A 19,570-nucleotide genomic window follows, 5' to 3' on the forward strand; every position below is an offset into this window, starting at 1 on the left:
TCAGGGGCAAATTAAAGTAGGGGCGAAATAGGGAGGGATCGATGAGCAAGGGTCGGCTTTGGCGGCAATCGGCAGCAGAGGGCTTTACCCTCATTGAGGTGTTGGCCTCGGTGATCATCGTGGCGCTGGCCATGACTGCTCTTGCCCCTGCCCTTACCTTAGTTGCCTACCGGCGGGCCATGAGCGAGCGGGTGGAGCTGGCCAACCGCCTGGCCCAGGAGGAGGTGGATCGCATCCGCACCCTGGTGGATATCGAGCTGTCGGCTGCTCCAAAGGCTTTTCAGGATCCGGCTCAACGGGATCGTCTGCCCAGAGTGGGAGAAGATCCGCTGGCCAACACCCCACCCCCTGACGAGATGCCCGCCGATGCAAATGCCGGCAACTACACGCACAAAGACAACTATTCCCTTCGCCTGGCGCAAGTTCAAGTGCCGGGGCGGAACCCGGAAGAATACGTCATCCAAACCTTCCGCGACGAGGGAGCGCCCTGCATCGACCGGCGGGAAAGAACGGTTATTGAGGGGGTGCCCTGCAGCTTTCGCCTGGGCGTGCGGGTTTACCACCGCTTTTCTTTTGATCCAGACACGCGCCAAGCGCTGCCTGGATTGGGAACGGAGCTGGTTTCGGCCAACCAAAACTTGGCCAATGCCGATGTCTGGCTCTTTCCCCTGGCCACCTCCTTTGTAGAAATTAACTCCGCCGCCGACTTGGGAGATGTTTGCCGGCAGATAGCCATTACCATAGGTGCGGATCCCATCGAGAGGTGCCGGGCTTTCCCCCTGCCTGCCAGTCCTGTTGAAACCTGAGGTAGAGCCTAAGTTCCTTTCCGCAAAACCTGTTGCAAGATGGGGGTGTTGCCCTATGTTTTTCAGGATCTTTCGCCGCCGAGCCAGCAGAGGGTTTACCCTCATCGAGCTGTTGGTCTCGCTGCTGATTGCCTCCATCTTTCTCCTGGCCACAGGGATGATCGTCGTGGAGACGATGCGGCTGGATCGGGAAGAGACGGGCCGCACCCAGGTGCAGGCGGAGCTGACCCAGGCCATGGAATATATCCAGCAGGATCTGGCAGAAGCTCTCTACATTTACAACGACACCGAACAGCCCAACGGAGACGGGATCCCAGATGTTACCCAGCGGCTTTACGAGCCAGGCTGGATCCGCCGCCCCGATGACGCTATCCCGGTTGTTGCCCTTTGGAAGCTGGAACCGATCCCGCGGGGATGCTACGCGGGCAACCCCACCTTGCAACAGATTCGCGAAGGCCGTGCTACCTTGCCTGCTGAACCACCTGCTGGGTTCCCGCTCACAAACGGCAGAAATACGGATTGGGAAACGCTGCTCAGCCGCCGCGGCATTTACACCCTGGTGGTGTACTACCTGCGCCGCAACTACAACAACGCCGGCAACCCAACAGGGGACACTCCTTGGGAAGGCAACGCGCGGATCGAGCGTTTTGAGTTACGCCCCCTCAACACTCAGGGTCAAAATGACTGCGCTGGTCGCAGCCCGTTCTTTGTTGAAGATCCCGATCCGTTCCGGGAAGGTTTCCTTGCTTGGCCTTCTGAGCAGGCCCGAGCACGCCAGATCCCCATTGCCAGCAGGGCGGATGGCCCCCGCCTGATAGCTCTGGTCTCCAACATCTTCAGCAGCCGGGAGGGGAGTCCGCAGGTTGCACCCGCTTGCCCGCAGGGCTATGCCTTTGGCGGCGGCAAACCCAACGGCGTCACCTTCTCAGGGTTGGCAGATAACCAGAACGACGTGGGCTTCTACGTCTGCGTGCGGCGCAGCCCCGGCGCCGACCGACCCCAGGATGTGGTCATCAACATCACGGCCACGGCCATGGAGCGGGCCAACCCCGGCCTCTTCCGTCGCTACATTCAGGATGCCACCAGCGTCGATATCTCAGAGGTGTCGCGCTACCTGCTGCCGCTGCAAACTCGGGTTCTTGCCCGCGGTGTTATCAACCGTCAACTCTCCTAGGGGGAATGTCCACCATGTTGGCCTTGGAGAAAAAAACCATTGGCCCGGCGCGGCCGCTTCGATCCCAGGGCTTCACGCTGACAGAGGTCCTGGCGGTGGTGGTCATTATCGGCATTCTGGCCGTCCTGTCTGTTCCCTCCGGGATCAACATCTGGGCGCGCATCCAACTAGAAGACGCGCAAAACAAGGTGGAGCGGGCCCTGCGCACCGCCCGCGCCAACGCCAGAGCTTCTCTCCAAGGCCGTGCTTGGGTGGTTGAAATCGATAACTCAGATCCGAATGTCCCCACGCTGGTGATCCAAGACGAGGAAGGCCTTTGCGATGAGCCGATCCCTTGTCAGCGGGTGCGCCTGAATAATTTTGTAACGGTAGGCAATAACTTCCCTGATGACAGAGCCGTCTTTGACTCGGAAGGGCGGGCGCGTCAGTTGGGGCGCTTCGTAGTCAGCAGCACCTACTCCCAGGGCGAAAACCGCTGCGTGGTGGTGAGCACTTTGATCGGCACTCTCCGCAAGGACAACAGGCCAGAATGTGGCAACGTCGCCAACGAGGCAGGGGAAGGCTAGTTGGGGTAGGATAGTCAGGCTGCCGATCCCAGCCCAAGCGCTCCGCGCCGCTCACGCGACCACCCCCGGCCCCTCTCCCATCCCTCACCCCCGGCCCCTCTCCCTGAGGGAGAGGGGAGTTATGGGTGGCTTGTGGTTGTTTGCTGTAGGTTCACTGGTTATGGTCTCCCTAACTCTTGAAGTTCCGGAAAAAGTCTTCCCCTGGCACGCTCGGCAGCCGGCTCTGCTGGTGCTGGCCGATGGCACGGCCTTTGCCGGCTGGTCGTTTGGAGCGGAAGGCACGGCGGTGGGTGAGGTGGTGTTCAACACGGGCATGACCGGCTACCAGGAGGTGATGACGGATCCAAGCTACCGGGGGCAGTTGATCACGTTCACCTGCCCGGAGTTGGGGAACACCGGGATCAACGAGCTGGATCAGGAGTCGGCCCGGCCCCAAGCCGCCGGGATCATCGCCCGCAACGTGTCGCGCCTGGCCAGCTCCTGGCGGGCTACGGGGACGCTGCCTGACTACCTCAAACGGCACGGGATTCCGGGGATTGCCGGGGTGGATACGCGGGCCCTGACGCGGCGGCTGCGCTCGCAAGGGGTGATGAACGGGGCCATCTCAACCGAGATCTTGGATCCGCAGGCGCTGCTGGAGCGGGTGCGCCAGGCCCCTGCCATGCAGGGGCTGAGCCTGGTGGCAGAGGTTACAACGCCCCAGCCCTACGAGTGGCTGGAGCCCACCCCCGCCGATTGGGACTATGGCCGCAGCCAAGGGATCCGGATCCCGGATCCTCCCCTGCGGGTGGTGGCGCTGGATTTTGGCATCAAGCGCAACATCTTGCGCCGCCTGGCCCGCTACGGCTGCCGCGTGATGGTGTTGCCGGCCCACGCCAGCCCTGAGGAGATCTTGAGTTACAACCCGGATGGGATCTTCCTCTCCAACGGGCCCGGGGATCCGGCGGCAGAGACGACGGCCATCCGCACCACCCAGGCGCTGCTGCAAAGCGGGAAGTCGATGTTTGGCATCTGTCTGGGCCACCAGATCCTGAGCCTAGCTTTGGGCGGATCCACCTACAAGCTCAAGTTCGGCCACCGCGGCCTCAACCACCCCTGTGGGCTGGAGAAGGAAGTGGAGATCACCAGCCAAAACCACGGCTTTGCGGTGGAGGCCGCTTCGATCCCGGCTGAGGAAGTAGAAGTTACTTACCTTAACTTCAATGACCGCACCGTGGCCGGGATCCGCCACCGCCAGTTACCCCTCTTTTCCGTGCAGTATCACCCAGAGGCCAGCCCCGGCCCCCACGATGCCGACCATCTCTTCCGGGAGTTTGTGGAGCTGATGCTGCAGAACAGAGGGCAGGAGTAGCTTAACCCTCACCCCCAGCCCCTCTCCCTGAGGGAGTCAACCCAGGCGCTCCGCGCCGCTAGCGCGACCACCCCCGGCCCCTCTCCCTGAGGGAGAGGGGAGTTAGGGACAGGGCGGCGCGGGCTTCTTCCCGGTCGTCGAAGTGGATTTTTTCGGTGCCCAGGATCTGGTAGTCTTCGTGGCCTTTGCCGGCAATCACGACTGTATCGCCCGGCTGGGCCTCCAGGATGGCCAGGCGGATGGCTTGGCGCCGATCCACCTCCACCGCCCAGGGGGATCCAGGGATCCCGGCCAAAATGTCCTGCAGGATCTGCTGCGGATCCTCGGTGCGGGGGTTGTCGGAGGTTACCACCACCCGGTCGGCCCAGGTGGCGGCAATGCGGCCCATCTGCGGGCGCTTGCCCCGGTCGCGATCCCCGCCGCAGCCAAAGACGCAGATCAGCCGGCCTTGAACTTGGGGGCGCAGGGCCTTGAGCAGGTTTTCCAGCCCATCGGGGGTGTGGGCATAGTCTACGATCACCGTGATGTCCTGCCCCGGCAGGCTCACCCGCTCCATCCGCCCCGGCACACCGGGAAAATGGGGCAGGGCCGACTGGATAACCTCAACAGGGATCCCCAGGTGCAGCGCCACCCCTACTGCCGCCAGCAGGTTGGCCAAGTTGAAGGATCCCACCAGGGGCGCTGCCACGGCAAAGCTGCCCAGAGGGGTGTGCAGAGTCGCCTGCAGGCCGTTGGGGTGAAGTTGAACGTCACTGGGCCAGAGGGCAGGGATCCCTTCGAGGGGCTGCAGGGAGTAGGCCCAGGGCTCCAGAGGGGCTGGGATGGCTTCGAGCAGCCGCCGTCCGCCCTCGTCGTCGGCGTTGACCACCGCCCGCCCCTGCAAGTACTCCGGCCGGAACAGGGTGGCTTTGGCCTGCCAGTAGTTTTCCATGCTGCCGTGGAAATCCAGGTGATCCTGGGTGAGGTTGGTCCAGACGGCAGCGGCAAAGCTACACCCCCAAGCCCGATCCTGGGCCAGGGCATGGGAGCTGACCTCCATCACCGCCACCTCGGCGCCGGCTGCCTTGGCTTCTCTCAGGCTGCGCTGCAGCTCCAGCGGAAACAGGGTGGTGTGGGGGGCTACCTGGCAGTGGCCGGGCCAGCGGTTGTAGAGGGTGCCCAGCAAGGCAGTGGGGCGACCGGCAGCCTGCAGCAGATGTTCGATGAGATGGGTGGTGGTGGTTTTGCCGTTGGTGCCCGTCACCCCTACCAGGATGAGCTGGCGGGCCGGAAAGCCATAGAAGGCTGCCGCCACCTGGGCCACGGCCCTGTTGATGCCGCTGCGGGGCAAAACCAAAATGGGCTGACTGCTCCCTTCAGCCTCTCCGCTGACTTGCTTCCACGCCTCCTGCGAGATGAGGGCCGCCGCCGCTCCTCCGGTAAGCGCCGCCCGGACAAACTCGCCGCCATCGACGTGGGATCCCGGCATCCCCAAAAACAGATCCCCGGCCTGCACCTGGCGCGAATCGGTGCACAGACCCCTGACCTGCACCCCCTCTAGGGATCCCTGAACCACCTGGGGTTGGATCCCGGCTTGGCCGAGCAATTGGCGCAGATCGATCCCGTTGCTTCCCATGCTTTTGCCCCTCCCCACAGCCTTGCAGCTTAGGGTAGCCGCTGGGCCGGCTTTCTGGCCAGAGAAAACCTAGGCCAGGGCCTCTTCCAGCTTTTGCTTGGCCCAGAGGCGGGCGTAGAGGCCGTCGGCATCGGCCAACAACTGGGCATGGTATCCCTGCTGCACGATGCGACCTTGGTCCATGACCCAGATCTGATCCGCCTCCACCGCCGCCGTGAGGCGATGGGTAATCAAGATCACCGTTTTCTGGGCCGTGGCCTGGCGCAGGTGGCGGAGAATGGCCTGGGCCGTCTGGTTGTCCACGCTGGAGAGGCAGTCATCCAAAATCAAAATCGGCGTGTCCACCAGCAGGGCCCGCGCCAGAGCCACCCGCTGCCGTTGGCCGCCGGAAAGGGTGATGCCCCGCTCCCCCACCAAGGTGTCGTAGCCCTTGGGAAAGTGGAGGATCTCATCGTGGATGTGGGCGGCCTTGGCGGCCCATTCCACCTCGCAATCTTCGGCGTCTGGCTTGCCGTAGCGGATGTTATCCCGAACGGTGGCGCTGAAGAGGAAGCTCTCCTGGGGCACGTAGGCAATGGCGCGGCGCAGGGATCCCAGTTGAAGCTGGGTAATATCCTGCCCATCCAGAAACACTTGCCCCGGCTGGATCTCCAGCAGGCGGGGCAGAGCATTGGCCAGGGTGGACTTGCCCGCCCCAATCGGCCCCACCACCGCCACCAGTTGCCCCGGCTCGAGGCAAAAGCCCAGATCCTGCAGCGCCGGCGTTGCGGATCCCGTATTGGCATAGGCAAAAGTCAGCCCCCTAGCCTCGATACGCCCCTGCACCTTTTCCAGAGGCAGCGGCAGAGCCTGAGGGGCATCGCGGATGCTGGGCTCTACCCGCAGCAGCGCGTCGATCCGCTCCAGGCTGACCTGGCCCCGCTGGTAGGCAGTGATGGTAAAGCCCAGCAGAGCGGTGGGAAACACCAGCCGTTCCACGTAGAGGGTGAGGGCGGAAAAATCCCCAATCGTCAGCCGTCCCGCGGCAATCTGCGGCCCTCCCACCGCCAATAGCAGCAACAGGCTCAGGCTAACCAAAGCCACCAGTGAGGGGAAAAGCAGGTTGCGGGTGAGGGCCAAGCGCAAATTGGCCTGCAGCAGCCGCTCGTTGCGGCGGCGAAACTCCCGCTGCTCGTGCTCTTCCTGGGCATAGACCTTGATCAGGGTGATGCCGTTCATGTCCTCCTGGATGAGATCGCTCAGATTGGCCAGCTCCTGCTGCACCTGAAGCTGCTCCTGCTGCAGACGGGTGCTGGTCAACTTCACCAGCCCCAGCATCACCGGAAACACCGATAGGGCCAAGGCGCTCAGACGCGGCTCAATACCCAACATGGCCGGCAGCGTAGTGCCGTAGGCAAAGATTGTATTGGCCAAATTGAGCAGGGCAAAGCCCAGTAGGCGGCGGACATTTTCCACATCGCTGGTGATGCGGGTGAGAATATCCCCGATGGTCTGCTGGGCAAAGTAGGAAGGCTGCAGGGTAAGCAAATGCTCGAAGATGGCCTGCTTGAGGCGAAACTCCACCTGCCGCCCTACGCCAAACATCCACACCCGCGAGGCAATGCGAATGCCCATCATCAGGGTGGAGACAACCAGCACCACCAGAGCGTAGAGGGCAATGTGGCTGGGCGACAGCGCGGCCAGGTTCTGGCTGAGATCATCGATGGCCAGCTTGACATACCAGGGCAGGAACACCCCCAGCCCGTTCACCACCAGCAGGGATCCAATGCCCAGCACCACCTGGCGCCGATAGGGGCGCAGATAATGGGCCAGTTGTCGGAGATGGGATCCCGCCACTCAGGTGCTCCTCCAGCTTCTTCCCACTCTAGCGCTGCGCCGGATCCCCCCGGTAGGGATTAGGCCAGAACCTGGGCCGGGGCCTGCTGCGCCAGAAGCTCCACCTGTTGCCGCGCCCAGGCATCCGCCTGCAAAATGTCTTCCAGGCTGGGGGCGGGGATGACCTGATGCCGCTCACAAACCCGCTCCAGAAGGCGGGGAATATCCAAAAAGCGGATGCGCTCCTGCAGGAAGAGGGCCACCGCCGCCTCGTTGGCCGCATTCAACACGGCAGGCAGCGTCCCCCCCGCCCGCCCGGCGGCATAGGCCAGCTCCATGCAAGGGTACTTGCGGTGATCCGGGGCCTTAAAAGTCAGGGATCCCAGCTTGACCAAGTCGAGGGGATCCCAAGGGGTGGTTAGGCGCTCCGGCCAACTGAGGCCGTAGAGAATGGGCAGGTGCATATCCGGCCAGCCCAACTGGGCCAGAACCGAGGTATCCGCCAGCTCGATCAGAGAGTGAACGATGCTCTGGGGGTGAATGAGGATCTCGATCCGGTCATAATCCAAACCAAACAGCCAGTGGGCCTCGATCACCTCCAAGCCCTTGTTCATCAGGGTGGCCGAGTCGATGGTGATCTTGCGCCCCATCACCCAGTTGGGGTGTTTGAGGGCATCCGCCAGAGTTGCCCGATCCAGTTGCTCGGCAGGCCAATCGCGAAACGCCCCCCCTGAGGCTGTCAGCCAGATGCGGCGCAGGGATCCCGCTGGCACCCCCTGCAAACATTGGAAGATAGCCGAATGCTCTGAGTCCACCGGGATCAGCTTCACCCCGTACTCTCGTACCAGGGGCAGCACCACCGGGCCGCCTGCCACCAGGGTCTCTTTGTTGGCCAGGGCAACGTCCTTGCCGGCGCGGATGGCGGCCAGCGTGGGCAAGAGGCCGGCACAGCCGACGATCCCGGTCACCACCCGCTGGGCCGCCGGGTGGGCTGCCACCTGACACAGCCCCTCCGTGCCTGCCACCAACTCGGGCAGCGGTCGCATCCCGGTCAGCAGCGACCGCAGTTCCGGCAGCAGCTCCTCCCGGCCAATGGCCACAATCTGGGGCCGAAACTGCCTCACTTGCTCGGCCAAAAGGACGACATTGCTGTAGCTGGTTAGGCCGACAACCCGGAAACGCTCTGGATACTGGGCCACCAAATCCAGAGTTTGGGTGCCGATGGAGCCGGTGGAGCCGAGCAGGGTGATGGCTTGCATACTAAGGATCCCTTTGCACCTAAAAGAGCGTGACATTCTTGCAGCGCAGACGTCCCCTTGCCCAGCGCGCCCAAGGGCTCCGTCCCGCTCTCGCGAACGGCCCCACCTCGCGTCCGGGGATCCCTGCCTCACGCCACTTCATCTTATTCTTATCTGGTTCTCAACCGGAATCCGTGTGTTTCATCTGATCCCCGACAGCGGGATCTGGCAATGTCGCTCCTCCCTGATTTCAAATCTTTCCCGATTGAGAGCGCAGCCACTGGGCGAGCAAGGCCTCGATCAGCTCCGACAGATCCTGATCCGATTCCAGCAGGAGGCGCTTCACGGCTCGGTGCGTCTCTTTGCGGATGTAAGCGGTCAGCTTGACGTACTCCGCGCCGTTGGGCTTGGCGGGCGCTTCCGGCGGCTCAGGGATCTTGTAGGCCTGGGCGCTCAGTTTTTTCGGGGCAGGGCGAGCCGGGATCCCTTCTGGCTGCCGGTCGAGAAGGCGCTCAAACTTGCTCATGACAGGATTTCCTCTCCCACGGCAACGTAATCTGACCAGGCTTGCTTGGCTCTGGGATCCGGGAGCTCGTTAACACAGACCCCCTCCAGCGCGGCCCGCTGAAAGGCCACTGTGCGGCGAATGGAATGATGGCAGAGCGGGATCCCGGTTTTTTGCAGAAAGCTGCGGGCCTCGGCCCCATCCCGGTTAGGCCAGGGGGGAACCAGCGTCAGCAAGACTTTGTAGTGCTTTGCCCCCAAACGATCCAGGGCGTTGACAGTCAGCATCAGGGCATCCAGGGCCAAGGCATCCGGAGAACAGGGCAAAAGCAACAATTCACACCGCTCCGCCAGCAGGCTCAACTGTTCGGGGGTGGGGCGGGCGGGGGTGTCGATCAGCGTATGCTGAAAGCCGCCAGGCGTAGACATGGTGGGATCCCCGGCCAGCACTTTGACAGGAAAGGGGGAGCCCCGTTCTGCCCAGCGAGAGGCGGAGCGATTGGGATCGGCGTCGAGCAGCAGCGACACCTGGGGTGTACTTGCCTGGGCTGCGCACCGTTGTTGAAGGTAGAGGGCCAGGTGCACCGCTGTAGTGGTTTTGCCCACACCCCCCTTGAACCCCAAGACCGCGATATTCATCTGCTACACACCCTCCCAACTTGGTTTTACAGCCCACTTCCAGAGGCGGCAAGAGGCAAGCTGCACATCCGAGCGCCGGAATCTGGGGTTTTAGGCAACTGAGGAGATCCGAGCGCCGCATCACGTTTTCCTCTCTCCGCAGGCGAGGGGCTTCGCTGGTACGATATCCTTTGGCTGACAAAGCCGGCTGAGGAACTGCAGGCTCTCTCCCTGCCCCTCGCCCTCGGACGCTACCCCCCTTCTTCATCCCGGAGAAGCTGCCCATGGCTTATCCCTCAAAGTTCCGCGTCCGTCTCAGCCGGCCTCACTCTTGGTCTCCTTTGGTAGGGCTGTGGCTGGCTCTGGGCCTCAGCGCCTGTGGCGGAGGGGATTCCGGTCGCCCCCTGCCGCCACTCCCGGCCCCTCCTGCAGGAGGCATCGAGGGATCCCATTTTGACGACCTCAACGGCAATGGCCTGCGGGATCCGGGAGAACCAGGGCTGGCAAGCATCACCACCTTTTTGGACTTGAACGGCAATGGTCGCCTCGATGGGGGGGAGCCCAGCACCCTCAGCGATGCCAACGGCAACTTCCGCTTTTTCAACGTGCCCCCCGGCACCTACCGCGTCACCGCCCTTTTGCCTCCGGGGCGGGTGTTCACCACGCCGCGCGCGGGATCGGGGCTGGAGCGGATTGTCGGCGGCAGACCTGCTCAGCCGGGGGCCTTTCCCTGGATGGTGGCCCTGTTGAACGCGGCGGAGCCGGATCCTTTTCAGGCGCAGTTTTGCGCTGGATCCCTGGTTGCCCCGGAGTGGGTGCTCACCGCCGCCCATTGTTTTTTCAACGATCAAGGCCAGCAGGTGGTGAACGCGCGCAACCTGGATCTGTTGTTGGGTACCAACCGCTTGCAAATCGGTGCCGGCCAGCGCATTCGCGCCGCACAGATCGTCATCAACCCCGGCTACAATCCGCGGGTGGGGCAACTGGGGGGGAACGACATCGCCCTGGTGCGCCTCTCTCGGCCGGTGGCTCTGGCTACCCTGCCGCTGGTGCAGCCCAACCAAACCAGCCTGACCGCCCCCGGCACGTTTGCCACCATCCTCGGCTGGGGAGCCACTTTCCCCCGCGACCTTGACCAGGAACCCAGCGGCTTTGCTCTGGATCTGCAACAGGCCGAAGTTCCCATCGTCGCCAACGAGGTGTGCAACGCGCCCCAGTCCTACAATGGCACCATTTTAGACACCATGCTCTGCGCCGGCTTTCCCCAGGGGGGAGTCGATACTTGTCAGGCGGACAGCGGTGGGCCTTTGATCGTGCCCAGCGGCAGCGGCTTTGCCCTGGCCGGGATCACCAGTTTTGGCAAAGGCTGCGCCCAGCCCAATTTCTATGGGGTGTACACGCGGGTGTCCAGCTTTGTGGGTTTTGTACAATCCGTAATCGGCAGCGCCCCCAGCCCAACGCCAACGCCTTCTCCGCCGCCTTCCACCGGAACAACGGCCTCGTTTGTCGTGAATTTGAGAGAGGGTGAGGTGGTTTCTGGCCTCAACTTTGGCAGCCGCGCCCTGTAACCGTCAGCAGCAGGGCGGAGATGGTTTAGGATAGGGATCCCGATTGTGCTTTCGTTCTACTCATCGACGGAGGAGATAGCTTCTTTATGACTCAGGTGACGATTGGCGAAAACGAAGGGATCGAATCGGCGCTGCGCCGCTTCAAGCGCCAGGTCTCCAAGGCGGGCATTTTGCGGGATCTGCGCAACCATCGCCACTTTGAAACCAACCTGGAAAAGCGCAAGCGCAAAGCGGTAGCCGTCCGGCGCAACCGCCGCAAGTCCATGGCCTAGAGCCATAGCCGACAAGCAGAACCCCAAAGGTGGACAGGGCCTGTGGCGGTGCCTGGGGTTCGAGTTAGTCTCTTGGATTCTGGGCTGAGCTAGCCTGCAGGGATCCGCTCAGCACGTCAATCTTCGGCATCGCAGGGATCTGAAGCCCACGTCAACGGAGTCAGGTGGGCAACGGCCAAAGAGGGGCTACAACAGCCCCTCTCTTGGGTTTGGTTTGCTTTCTAGTCAGAACAGAGAGCGGCGCTCTCCCTGCAACTACTTGATCTTGACAGTAGCGCCGGCTTCTTCCAGCTTCTTCTTGATGTCGTTGGCTTCCTCTTTGGCAACTCCCTCCTTGACCGGTTTGGGAGCGGCCTCGACGAGATCCTTGGCATCTTTCAGGCCCAAGCCGGTCAACTCGCGCACCACCTTGAGGATGGCGATCTTCTTGTCGGCTGGCACAGCCTCGAGGATGACATCAAAGGCCGTTTGCTCCTCCACCGGCTCAGGGGCTGCCGCCGGAGCTGCTGCCGCTGCGGCCACGGGAGCGGCCATGACCATACCGCCGGCTGGGGCCGCCGCGCTGACGCCAAAGGCTTCTTCGATGGCTTTTACCAACTCAGCAGCTTCCAGCAAGCTCAAGGCTTTCAACTCTTCCAAAATTTTTGCAACGCGCTCTGAAGGCATGATGGTTTCTCCTTAGGGGTAACAGAATGGTTAACGTCAGGTTTGGGCTGAAGCCCTTTAGGCGGCCTCTTTGTCGGCAATGGCCCGGATGGCCCGCCCCAGCGAGGCCGGGATCTCGCGGATGCCGCGCGCCACTTGGGTGGGCACCGCATTGATCCCGACCGCCAAGCCGGTGGTCACCGACTTAAGGCCGCCCGCCACTTGGGCCATGAGCACCTCCTTGGGCGGCAGCTCGGCGATGGCTTTGGCCTGATCCAAGGTCAGGGATAGCCCCTCGATACCGGCGCCACGGAACTCGGTTTTCTTGGTTTGCTTGGCAAAATCTTGGTACGCCTTCAGGGCAGCTGCAATATCGCCCCGAATCAAGATAAAGGCCGTCGGCCCTGCCAAGAAGGGGAGAACCCCTGCCCAAGCTTTTTGGTCGGCGATGGCCCGCCGCATCAGGGTATTCTTAACAACCATGCAAACCGAATCCGACTTGCGCAGCTCTGCCCGCAGTTGGTTCATCTCCGAAACGGTCAGCCCCTTGTAGTCGATCACCAGCACCATTTGGCTGGCTTGCAGCAGGGATCGCACCTCATCGACGATCTCCGCTTTCTTCGCTACAGGTTGCTTGCCCATGCGCTCACCTCCTTTGTTGTCAATGGTCACCCAGGGTTGAATGGGGATTGCCGGTGGAAGAGAGATCCGCCAAACAAAATGCGTCCCAGCCAAGGCCGAGACGCACTGAGATAAGCGCTCCATCAAGAGCGACCCCAGAAGGGATCCCTCTAGACTGTGCTCAAACCTCGGCAGGACATTAAGCCCGTGGGCACCTGCTGTCTTCGGCTCGATATTCGGCTGTATAAAGACGCTTTGCCGGGATCCTCCTGTAAATCCGTCAACTCAAACCCTCTTCTCCCATCGCAGCGCCAAAGCCAGGCTTAAGTCGCCAGCTTCAGCTCCCGCAGGGCATTGATGTCAACCTCGATCGAGGGACCCATTGTAGCAGCAACGTGTAGGGTTCGCCAATACTTGCCCTTGGCCCCAGAGGGACGGTTGCGATCGATGGATTCCTGCACCGCCTTCAGGTTTTCCAGCAGCGCTTCGACGGGGAACTTGCACTTGCCGAAGATCAAATGCACAATGCCAGTGCGGTCGGCCCGGTATTCCAGCTTGCCGGCTTTGAACTCTTTGATGGCCTGAGCCAGATCCATGGTCACCGTTCCCCCCTTAGGAGAGGGCATGAGGCCGCGCGGCCCCAGCAGCCGCCCCAGCTTAGCCACTTGGGGCATCACATCGGGGGTGGCGATCAGCAGGTCAAAATCCATCATGCCCTTGCCGATTTCCTCGATCAGGTCTTCAAACCCAACCCGATCCGCCCCTGCATTTTGGGCTTCCGTCACTTTCTCGCCGCGGGCAATCACCGCCACCCGGATCTCTTGGCCGGTGCCCCTGGGCAAGACGACGGTGGTGCGCAGTTGTTGGTCGGCGTACTTGGGATCGATCCCCAGGCGGATGTGAACCTCTGCCGCCTCGTCAAATTTGGCGGTGGCCGTCTCCTTCATCAGGGCCAAAGCTTCCGCGGGGGGATAGGCAATGGGCTGCACCTTCTCCCGCAAAGCCTGCATACGTTTGGACAATTTTCGAGCCATCGTTTCTCCTCGGGGTACTGGCGAGAACCTCTCTCCCCCAAAACTTCAAGACAACAATCAGACTGAAGATCCTTCATCAATCCACCACCGTCACCCCCATGCTGCGGGCGGTGCCAGCGATAATTTTCATGGCCGCCTCCACATCGTGGGCATTCAAATCCGGCAGCTTCTGCTCGGCGATCTGCCGCAGTTGCGCCCGCGTCAGGGATCCCACCTTGGTTTTGTGGGGCTCGCTGGAGCCGGACTCAATACCCAGAGCCTTCTTGATCAACACCGAAGCCGGTGGCGTCTTGAGGACGAAGGTAAAGCTGCGATCCTCGAAGATGGAGATCTCTACAGGCACCACCATGCCGGCTTGATCCGCCGTTTTGGCGTTGTATTCCTTACAAAAGGCCATGATGTTGACCCCGTGCTGGCCCAGGGCCGGGCCGATGGGAGGGGCGGGGGTGGCCTTGCCCGCCTGAATGGCCAACTTGACCACGGCCACCAACTTCTTAGCCATGAAACGCGGTTACACCTCTTTTCGCACTTGACCAAACTCTAATTCTACCGGGGTGTCGCGCCCGAAAATCGAGATCAAAGCCTTGAGCTTGCCCCGCTCCGGGCTGACATCCACCACCTCGCCGTAGAAACCCTGGAAGGGGCCGGAGAGGACTTCGATGCGATCCCCAGGCGCCATCTGGATTTTGAGGGGCACTTCCTCCACCTCGACGCTGCTGAAGATACGCTGAACTTCGCTCTGGCTGAGGGGCCGCGGCGTCACATGGCCCCGACCACGACCGTAGGCCCGTTTTTCTTCCGTGCCGACAAAGTTGATCACGTTGGGGGTGGTTTTCACCACCATCCAGGTGTCGTCGTTGAGATCCATGCGCACCAGGACATAGCCGGGAAAGACCTTTTCCTCTTGTTCCTGGCGCTTGCCGGCTCGATCCAGTTTGAAGCCCGTCCGCTTCGGGATCACCACCTCGACAATCTGATCTGCCACATCCAAAGCAGCCGCCCGCTGCATCAGGGTGCTTTTCACCTTATTTTCGCAGCCTGAGGCCACCTGCACCGCGTACCAGCGCAGGTTACGGCGACCTTGTCCTTCCCCCTCCTCCATTTCCGGGATCGCGTCTGCAGGCTCAAAGTGTTCCACAGGGCGCCCACGACGTTTCTGCTGCTCTGTGCTCATCACCTCGCATCCTCCCTGTAGCCATCCATAGCTCTCTTGCCCCCAAAGACAGGGATCCTCTAGGACAAAACATCACGAGAACAGTTGAGTGGCTACCCAGGCAAACAGTTGATCGACCAGGTAGATGAAGGAAGCAAAAGCCAACACGATCAGCAAGACGCCTGCCGACTCGCCGATCAATTGCCGGCGGCTCGGCCAGACAATTTTGCCCAATTCCGCACGGGTCTCTTGGATAAAGCCCGGGATTCCTTTGGGTTCGGTGGAACTGTCTTTGGAGTGGCCCCGGCTGGCGGGATCCAAACGTTGCTCCGTATCGGCTTTGCTGGAAGAGGTGCTCTTAACCACGGCGGTATCTCCTGCTGGATCCCGAAAACGGTGCGCCACCTTTTGGCGCACACAAGATTAGCTTTGTGATCCTAACAGATCTGGCGGGGGTGGGATCCCACTCAAGGGGCGGGCTCAGGCGTCAAGGAGCCGGGAGAAAGCGGGAGAGAGCGACGGCGGGATTGGTTGAATTGCTCTACCGCTGCGTCGATCTCTGCCCGGCTGTCCCAACGCGAGGCGGCATTTTGCCGGGAGAGAAACTCGACGGCCCGCAGGAGATCGTTCATGTCGATGCTGGTGCCGTCGAACAACTGGACGTTGCGGTCGCGGCGGATGGCCTCATTGACATCTCCCCTTTGGGCCAAGGCAACCTCGGCGCTGGCCAGGATCCCCAGCAGAAGCAGACCCAGGGCCGCAGGGATCCCGCGCCGGGGGTTGAGGGGGGAGCGGAGACGGTTTACAAACATTGATCCTGTTCCTCTACATCGGTGTGCTGCTCGGCCAGCCCCTCTGCCAGCAACTGTTGTTCTTCGGGCGTGAGGGGGCGTTTGGCCAACAGGTCTGGCCGCCTTCGCCAGGTGCGAACCAACTGCTGTTGCAGACGCCAACGGGCGATGGCTCGGTGGTCGCCTGAGAGAAGCACCGGCGGCACCTTGTGCCCTTGAAACTCCGGCGGACGGGTGTACTGGGGATACTCCAGCAGCCCCGTCTCGAAACTTTCGCTCCTCAGCGAATCTATCTTACCAACTGTACCCGGCAAGAGCCGCACCACGCCGTTGATCAGGGCCAGCGCCGGGATCTCCCCCCCCGTCAAGACAAAATCGCCCAGCGACACCTCGCGGGTGGCCAGATATTGGCGGATCCGCTCGTCAAAGCCCTCGTACTGGCCACAGAGCAGGATGAGCTGCGCCTTTTGGGCAAGTTCTTGCAGCAGCGCCTGGTGCAGCGGTTGTCCCTGCGGCGTGAGCAAGATGATCTCGCGGGGATCCAGGCGGGGCAGGGAGGCGACGGCAGCAAAAAAGGGCTCTGGCTTGAGCACCATGCCCACCCCACCCCCGTAGGGCTCATCATCGACCCGGCGGTGCTTGTCGGTGGCAAAGTCCCGCGGGTTGGTGCAGTGAACCTCGGCGATCCCCTGCTCCAGGGCTTTGCCCACCAGCCCAATGCGCAGCGGCGTTGCAAAAAATTCTGGGAAGAGGGTGATGACGTCGAACCGCACAAGACTCAGGACGAGGCAGAGGGAGGCTCGGTGCGCAACCGCTCCAGATCCAAGCGCAAAGACTCGATCTGGTGGATCAGCTCCATCAGCTCGGCCATCTCTTCTTTGGAGATAGGGGCAGGGGAAGCCGTGGTCGGGGGGCTGCTCTCGGCAGGGGCGGGCCTCTCGCTCTCTGGGGCGGGGGCGTTGGCGGCTGGATCCCTGAGACTTTCAACGTAGCGAACGGCTTCCTGTTCGATCAGCTCCCCCTTTTGCTCCAGTTCTGCTGCCAGTTGTGCCAGATCCATCGAGAGGCGGTTGAGGTTTTCGGCCCGCTTTTCCGGGTCTTGGAGGATCTCCACCAGGGCAGTGGCCGTGCCGTAAAAGATGTGGCGAGCCCGCGTGAACCAGTCAGAAGAGCGAGAACTCATGGCAGCAGAAACAGGTGGGTTCTGAATTATTCTAGGCGATCCGCCCACCGGAGCAGGCCCAGGACGACAGAGTGCCCGGCAGCCCAAGTAGGGATCCGTTCTCCGAAGTCTTGAGGAGAACCTGGGGATGGGGTTCAGTCGACGGCTCGGATCTCGCCGCTGCTTAGGCGCTCCACAACCAATTCCAGCAGCTCGTGCTCTTCTGGGGAAATCTCTTGATCGGCCATGACGGCATTGAGGATCTGCTGTTGTTCAGCACGGGTCAAGATCTTATCTGCCAAGGCCCGGTCAATCAAAGCTCTGAGCTCAGAGGGTTGAGGGGGTTGCACTGTTTTGCTCCTAGCGCTCGAGGGCAAGGGATCCCATAATGATTTCTGGATCCAAGATGCAACAGATAGCAGCATACCCGTCAGTATAGCGAGACAGTGGTGGAACCCCAGGTATCCCCAAAAACCCAGAGCTTCCAACCGGTGGGGGTGATCGGCGGCGGGCAGTTGGCGCAGATGTTGGCTTTGGCGGCCCGCCCCTTGGGGATCCCGCTGATCGTGCAGGCCGCTGCCCCCACCGATCCGGCGGTGGCAGTAGCCGACGGTGTGGTCTGGGGTGCTGTGACGGACACTCAGGCCACAGCCCAGTTGCTGCAACGCTGCCCGGTGGTAACTTTTGAGAACGAGTTCATCCCGCTGCCGGAGCTGCGCAAGTTGGATCCGCAGGGATCCCGCTTTCGCCCTCGCCTGAGCACCCTAGAGCCGCTGCTGGACAAGTTGCACCAACGGCAGTTCTTGGCGGAGTTGGGGGTGCCGGTGCCGGCCTTTTGCCCTGCGGAGACGGCAGACTTATCTGGGTTGGGCTTTCCGGTGGTGCTCAAGCGGCGGCGGCAGGGCTACGATGGCCAGGGCACCCGCATCCTGCCCGACCGAGCAACCTTGCAACAGGCTCTGGCCGAGTATGCCGGGATCCCGCTGCTGCTGGAAGAGTGGATCCCGTTTGAGCGGGAGCTGGCGGTGATCGTGGCCCGCGGGCTGGCGGGGGAGATCCAACTCTACCCCGTGGTGGAAACTGTGCAGATCGAGCAGGTCTGCCGCTATGTGCTGGCGCCCGCCCGCATTCCCCCGACCGTCGAGGCCGAGATTCGCGACCTGGCGGTCAAGGTGATGGACAAGTTGGACGCGGTGGGCGTGTTCGCCATCGAGCTCTTCTGGGTGCCGCCGCCCCACCCCAAGGCCGGGATCTGGATCAACGAGATCTCACCGCGGGTTCACAACTCCGGCCACTACACCCTGGAAGCCTGCCACACCTCCCAGTTTGAGCAACATCTGCGCGCTATCCTCGGCCTCCCCTTGGGGGATCCCTCTCTCAAGTGTGGGGGGGCAGTGATGGTGAACCTCTTGGGTTATGAGCACTCCAGCAGTGACTATGCCCAAAAGCGGCAGCGCCTGGCGGGGATCCCCAATGCCACGCTGCACTGGTACCACAAAACCCCTGCCCGCCCGGGGCGCAAGCTGGGCCATGTCACGGTCTGTCTACCCCATCCTCCCTCTCCTGCGGAAGCGGCGGACCTTGTCCGTACCCTCGAAGCCCTCTGGTATCCCCAGCCATGGATCCCACCTTTTCCCCTGCCATCCAAGCCCTGATCGCGGCCCTGCAGCGGCGGGATGTGCCCGCGGTGGCGCAGCAGGTCAACGGACTCTCTCCCCAAGAGCGCTCCGCGGTGTTGACCCCCGCTCTCCAATACCTTGCCGAGGTGGATCCCGACAGCGCCCGCTGGTTTGTTCGCCACCTCATGGCCCCTGCCGTCAAAGCCCAACTGCGAGCAGGGATCCTCAAAGCCGCCCAAGATTACCTACAAGAGGCCGGCTTCCAAGAAGGGATCGACTACGAGCTCAAGCCCCATCCCCAATCGGGGGGCCAGATCTTGAGCCTTAGCCGCCGAGCCCTGCCCTACGCCGCCCCGGATGACGATCCCTTTGGGCAGTTGTTGCTATCGGAGTTCTGCGAATTGCGGGACTAGACCACCATGGGTAGCACAAGTTATCGGCTGCAGATGCTCGACATCACCGCCCTGCCCCAATTGCTGGAGCTGGATCGACGCTGCTACGGCGGACACTGGGGGGAACAGGGGTATCGCGCGGAGCTGGAACGGCCCACCAGCACGGTGATTGGGGTTGTGGCGGAACCGGTTGCCGTTGGCGCTTCCTGTGGCTCGGGCCGAACAGAGTTCTCCCTTCCCTCTCCAGACCTCGCGACGCCGACGCAAACAGCACCAGCGCTGGTGGGCTTTGGCATCCTCTGGCGCATCGAAGAAGAAGGCCACATCATCTCGCTGGCGGTGGATCCCGGTCACCGGCGACAAGGCTTGGGCCGCAGGATCCTAGAAGCGCTCCTAGACCAAGCTAGGGCAGCAGGCTGTCGCTGGGCCACGTTGGAAGTGAGGGCTTCCAACCACGCCGCCATCCACCTCTATGAATCGGCAGGGTTTCAATTGCTGGGACGCCGCAAGGGCTATTACAACAACGGAGAAGATGGGCTGGTGTATTGGAAGAAACCGATTTAAGCTTAGGAAAAACCAACACTAAGGGGTTGATGCCGGGGGCTTTGGGGTAGGCGGGCTAGAAT

General features: G+C 62.1%; 24 protein-coding genes and 1 other annotated feature. Of the genes, 9 read left to right on the forward strand and 15 right to left on the reverse strand.

Going from position 1 to position 19,570, the window contains the following annotated elements:
* Window positions 1-41: 41 nt before the first annotated feature.
* From NW826_RS00295 to carA, 4 genes are all read left to right on the forward strand, one after another.
* Entirely contained in the window at window positions 42-806 is a 765-nt protein-coding gene (locus NW826_RS00295; protein WP_414509152.1) for a prepilin-type N-terminal cleavage/methylation domain-containing protein, read from the forward strand.
* A 55-nt stretch (window positions 807-861) separates the two neighbouring features.
* Window positions 862-1,980: a PilW family protein gene (locus NW826_RS00300; RefSeq protein ID WP_414509153.1), complete on the forward strand. Its 1,119-nt coding sequence runs from the start codon at window positions 862-864 to the stop codon at window positions 1,978-1,980.
* A gap of 14 nt (window positions 1,981-1,994) precedes the next feature.
* Entirely contained in the window at window positions 1,995-2,546 is a 552-nt protein-coding gene (locus tag NW826_RS00305; RefSeq protein WP_414509154.1) for a Tfp pilus assembly protein FimT/FimU, read from the forward strand.
* 160 nt (window positions 2,547-2,706) lie between these two features.
* Window positions 2,707-3,897, forward strand: coding sequence for a glutamine-hydrolyzing carbamoyl-phosphate synthase small subunit (carA, locus tag NW826_RS00310; protein ID WP_414509155.1), 1,191 nt, complete (start codon window positions 2,707-2,709; stop codon window positions 3,895-3,897).
* Between the two features lie 58 nt (window positions 3,898-3,955).
* Here carA and NW826_RS00315 read toward each other — a convergent pair whose 3' ends face one another.
* From NW826_RS00315 to NW826_RS00335, 5 genes are all read right to left on the reverse strand, one after another.
* A complete protein-coding gene (locus NW826_RS00315) occupies window positions 3,956-5,512 on the reverse strand; it encodes a UDP-N-acetylmuramoyl-L-alanyl-D-glutamate--2,6-diaminopimelate ligase (protein ID WP_414509156.1) in 1,557 nt (518 codons plus the stop codon).
* A 69-nt stretch (window positions 5,513-5,581) separates the two neighbouring features.
* Entirely contained in the window at window positions 5,582-7,348 is a 1,767-nt protein-coding gene (locus tag NW826_RS00320) for an ABC transporter ATP-binding protein (RefSeq protein WP_414509157.1), read from the reverse strand.
* A gap of 59 nt (window positions 7,349-7,407) precedes the next feature.
* On the reverse strand, window positions 7,408-8,586 hold the full coding sequence (locus NW826_RS00325; protein WP_414509158.1) for a 1-deoxy-D-xylulose-5-phosphate reductoisomerase: 1,179 nt from the start codon (window positions 8,584-8,586) through the stop codon (window positions 7,408-7,410).
* A gap of 229 nt (window positions 8,587-8,815) precedes the next feature.
* Window positions 8,816-9,091 carry a hypothetical protein gene (locus tag NW826_RS00330; RefSeq protein WP_414509159.1) on the reverse strand — a complete coding sequence of 92 codons (276 nt, stop codon included), beginning with the start codon at window positions 9,089-9,091 and terminating at the stop codon, window positions 8,816-8,818.
* Window positions 9,088-9,708 carry a ParA family protein gene (locus NW826_RS00335; RefSeq protein WP_414509160.1) on the reverse strand — a complete coding sequence of 207 codons (621 nt, stop codon included), beginning with the start codon at window positions 9,706-9,708 and terminating at the stop codon, window positions 9,088-9,090. Before NW826_RS00335 ends, NW826_RS00330 begins: the two co-directional genes overlap by 4 nt.
* Before the next feature lie 263 nt (window positions 9,709-9,971).
* Here NW826_RS00335 and NW826_RS00340 point away from each other — a divergent pair, with 263 nt between their 5' ends.
* Both NW826_RS00340 and rpsU read left to right on the forward strand, forming a co-directional pair.
* Window positions 9,972-11,255: a trypsin-like serine protease gene (locus NW826_RS00340; RefSeq protein WP_414509161.1), complete on the forward strand. Its 1,284-nt coding sequence runs from the start codon at window positions 9,972-9,974 to the stop codon at window positions 11,253-11,255.
* A gap of 86 nt (window positions 11,256-11,341) precedes the next feature.
* A complete protein-coding gene (rpsU, locus tag NW826_RS00345) occupies window positions 11,342-11,527 on the forward strand; it encodes a 30S ribosomal protein S21 (RefSeq protein WP_011432857.1) in 186 nt (61 codons plus the stop codon).
* A 255-nt stretch (window positions 11,528-11,782) separates the two neighbouring features.
* On the opposite strand, the gene rplL is transcribed toward rpsU, so the two are convergent.
* From rplL to NW826_RS00395, 10 genes are all read right to left on the reverse strand, one after another.
* Window positions 11,783-12,193 (reverse strand): 50S ribosomal protein L7/L12, encoded by a 411-nt coding sequence (rplL, locus tag NW826_RS00350; protein ID WP_414348067.1) that lies wholly within the window; start codon window positions 12,191-12,193, stop codon window positions 11,783-11,785.
* Between the two features lie 57 nt (window positions 12,194-12,250).
* Window positions 12,251-12,814 (reverse strand): 50S ribosomal protein L10, encoded by a 564-nt coding sequence (gene rplJ / locus NW826_RS00355; protein ID WP_414509162.1) that lies wholly within the window; start codon window positions 12,812-12,814, stop codon window positions 12,251-12,253.
* 65 nt (window positions 12,815-12,879) lie between these two features.
* Window positions 12,880-13,039, reverse strand: a sequence feature (ribosomal protein L10 leader region).
* 77 nt (window positions 13,040-13,116) lie between these two features.
* Window positions 13,117-13,827 (reverse strand): 50S ribosomal protein L1, encoded by a 711-nt coding sequence (gene rplA, locus NW826_RS00360; protein ID WP_414333955.1) that lies wholly within the window; start codon window positions 13,825-13,827, stop codon window positions 13,117-13,119.
* 76 nt (window positions 13,828-13,903) lie between these two features.
* Window positions 13,904-14,329: a 50S ribosomal protein L11 gene (gene rplK, locus NW826_RS00365; RefSeq protein ID WP_011432849.1), complete on the reverse strand. Its 426-nt coding sequence runs from the start codon at window positions 14,327-14,329 to the stop codon at window positions 13,904-13,906.
* Window positions 14,330-14,338: 9 nt separating this feature from the next.
* Entirely contained in the window at window positions 14,339-14,929 is a 591-nt protein-coding gene (nusG, locus tag NW826_RS00370) for a transcription termination/antitermination protein NusG (RefSeq protein WP_414333973.1), read from the reverse strand.
* 144 nt (window positions 14,930-15,073) lie between these two features.
* Window positions 15,074-15,346 (reverse strand): preprotein translocase subunit SecE, encoded by a 273-nt coding sequence (secE, locus tag NW826_RS00375; RefSeq protein ID WP_414333954.1) that lies wholly within the window; start codon window positions 15,344-15,346, stop codon window positions 15,074-15,076.
* 101 nt (window positions 15,347-15,447) lie between these two features.
* Window positions 15,448-15,792, reverse strand: coding sequence for a hypothetical protein (locus NW826_RS00380; protein ID WP_414336852.1), 345 nt, complete (start codon window positions 15,790-15,792; stop codon window positions 15,448-15,450).
* The gene (gene trmD, locus NW826_RS00385; RefSeq protein WP_414336853.1) at window positions 15,783-16,544 is read right to left on the reverse strand and encodes a tRNA (guanosine(37)-N1)-methyltransferase TrmD; all 762 of its coding nucleotides are present in this window, start codon (window positions 16,542-16,544) and stop codon (window positions 15,783-15,785) included. The genes NW826_RS00380 and trmD overlap by 10 nt, the downstream gene beginning before the upstream one ends.
* A 5-nt stretch (window positions 16,545-16,549) precedes the next feature.
* Window positions 16,550-16,954: a hypothetical protein gene (locus tag NW826_RS00390; RefSeq protein WP_414509163.1), complete on the reverse strand. Its 405-nt coding sequence runs from the start codon at window positions 16,952-16,954 to the stop codon at window positions 16,550-16,552.
* Window positions 16,955-17,088: 134 nt separating this feature from the next.
* Window positions 17,089-17,283, reverse strand: coding sequence for a hypothetical protein (locus tag NW826_RS00395; protein ID WP_414509164.1), 195 nt, complete (start codon window positions 17,281-17,283; stop codon window positions 17,089-17,091).
* Between the two features lie 99 nt (window positions 17,284-17,382).
* On the opposite strand from NW826_RS00395, the gene NW826_RS00400 reads away from it, so the two are divergent.
* From NW826_RS00400 to rimI, 3 genes are read left to right on the forward strand one after another with little or no spacing between them, the layout of a single operon-like run.
* Complete coding sequence (locus NW826_RS00400; RefSeq protein ID WP_414370842.1) at window positions 17,383-18,588, forward strand: 5-(carboxyamino)imidazole ribonucleotide synthase; 1,206 nt, start codon at window positions 17,383-17,385, stop codon at window positions 18,586-18,588.
* Window positions 18,552-18,965: a hypothetical protein gene (locus NW826_RS00405; RefSeq protein WP_414333945.1), complete on the forward strand. Its 414-nt coding sequence runs from the start codon at window positions 18,552-18,554 to the stop codon at window positions 18,963-18,965. The genes NW826_RS00400 and NW826_RS00405 overlap by 37 nt, the downstream gene beginning before the upstream one ends.
* A gap of 6 nt (window positions 18,966-18,971) precedes the next feature.
* Window positions 18,972-19,508 carry a ribosomal protein S18-alanine N-acetyltransferase gene (rimI, locus tag NW826_RS00410; RefSeq protein ID WP_414377044.1) on the forward strand — a complete coding sequence of 179 codons (537 nt, stop codon included), beginning with the start codon at window positions 18,972-18,974 and terminating at the stop codon, window positions 19,506-19,508.
* The last annotated feature ends 62 nt before the right edge of the window (window positions 19,509-19,570 follow it).

Origin of the sequence: Synechococcus sp. OH20 (assembly GCF_047502685.1) — a bacterium.
Lineage (GTDB): Bacteria > Cyanobacteriota > Cyanobacteriia > Thermostichales > Thermostichaceae > Thermostichus.

Bases quoted from the DNA above. Each gene is read 5' to 3' on its own strand.
- NW826_RS00295 (WP_414509152.1), top strand. From the start codon at position 42: ATGAGCAAGGGTCGGCTTTGGCGGCAATCGGCAGCAGAGGGCTTTACC.
- NW826_RS00300 (WP_414509153.1), top strand. From the start codon at position 862: ATGTTTTTCAGGATCTTTCGCCGCCGAGCCAGCAGAGGGTTTACCCTC.
- NW826_RS00305 (WP_414509154.1), top strand. From the start codon at position 1,995: ATGTTGGCCTTGGAGAAAAAAACCATTGGCCCGGCGCGGCCGCTTCGA.
- carA (WP_414509155.1), top strand. From the start codon at position 2,707: ATGGTCTCCCTAACTCTTGAAGTTCCGGAAAAAGTCTTCCCCTGGCAC.
- NW826_RS00315 (WP_414509156.1), bottom strand. From the start codon at position 5,512: ATGGGAAGCAACGGGATCGATCTGCGCCAATTGCTCGGCCAAGCCGGG.
- NW826_RS00325 (WP_414509158.1), bottom strand. From the start codon at position 8,586: ATGCAAGCCATCACCCTGCTCGGCTCCACCGGCTCCATCGGCACCCAA.
- NW826_RS00330 (WP_414509159.1), bottom strand. From the start codon at position 9,091: ATGAGCAAGTTTGAGCGCCTTCTCGACCGGCAGCCAGAAGGGATCCCG.
- NW826_RS00335 (WP_414509160.1), bottom strand. From the start codon at position 9,708: ATGAATATCGCGGTCTTGGGGTTCAAGGGGGGTGTGGGCAAAACCACT.
- NW826_RS00340 (WP_414509161.1), top strand. From the start codon at position 9,972: ATGGCTTATCCCTCAAAGTTCCGCGTCCGTCTCAGCCGGCCTCACTCT.
- rpsU (WP_011432857.1), top strand. From the start codon at position 11,342: ATGACTCAGGTGACGATTGGCGAAAACGAAGGGATCGAATCGGCGCTG.
- rplL (WP_414348067.1), bottom strand. From the start codon at position 12,193: ATGCCTTCAGAGCGCGTTGCAAAAATTTTGGAAGAGTTGAAAGCCTTG.
- rplJ (WP_414509162.1), bottom strand. From the start codon at position 12,814: ATGGGCAAGCAACCTGTAGCGAAGAAAGCGGAGATCGTCGATGAGGTG.
- rplA (WP_414333955.1), bottom strand. From the start codon at position 13,827: ATGGCTCGAAAATTGTCCAAACGTATGCAGGCTTTGCGGGAGAAGGTG.
- rplK (WP_011432849.1), bottom strand. From the start codon at position 14,329: ATGGCTAAGAAGTTGGTGGCCGTGGTCAAGTTGGCCATTCAGGCGGGC.
- nusG (WP_414333973.1), bottom strand. From the start codon at position 14,929: ATGGAGGAGGGGGAAGGACAAGGTCGCCGTAACCTGCGCTGGTACGCG.
- NW826_RS00380 (WP_414336852.1), bottom strand. From the start codon at position 15,792: ATGTTTGTAAACCGTCTCCGCTCCCCCCTCAACCCCCGGCGCGGGATC.
- NW826_RS00390 (WP_414509163.1), bottom strand. From the start codon at position 16,954: ATGAGTTCTCGCTCTTCTGACTGGTTCACGCGGGCTCGCCACATCTTT.
- NW826_RS00405 (WP_414333945.1), top strand. From the start codon at position 18,552: ATGGATCCCACCTTTTCCCCTGCCATCCAAGCCCTGATCGCGGCCCTG.
- rimI (WP_414377044.1), top strand. From the start codon at position 18,972: ATGGGTAGCACAAGTTATCGGCTGCAGATGCTCGACATCACCGCCCTG.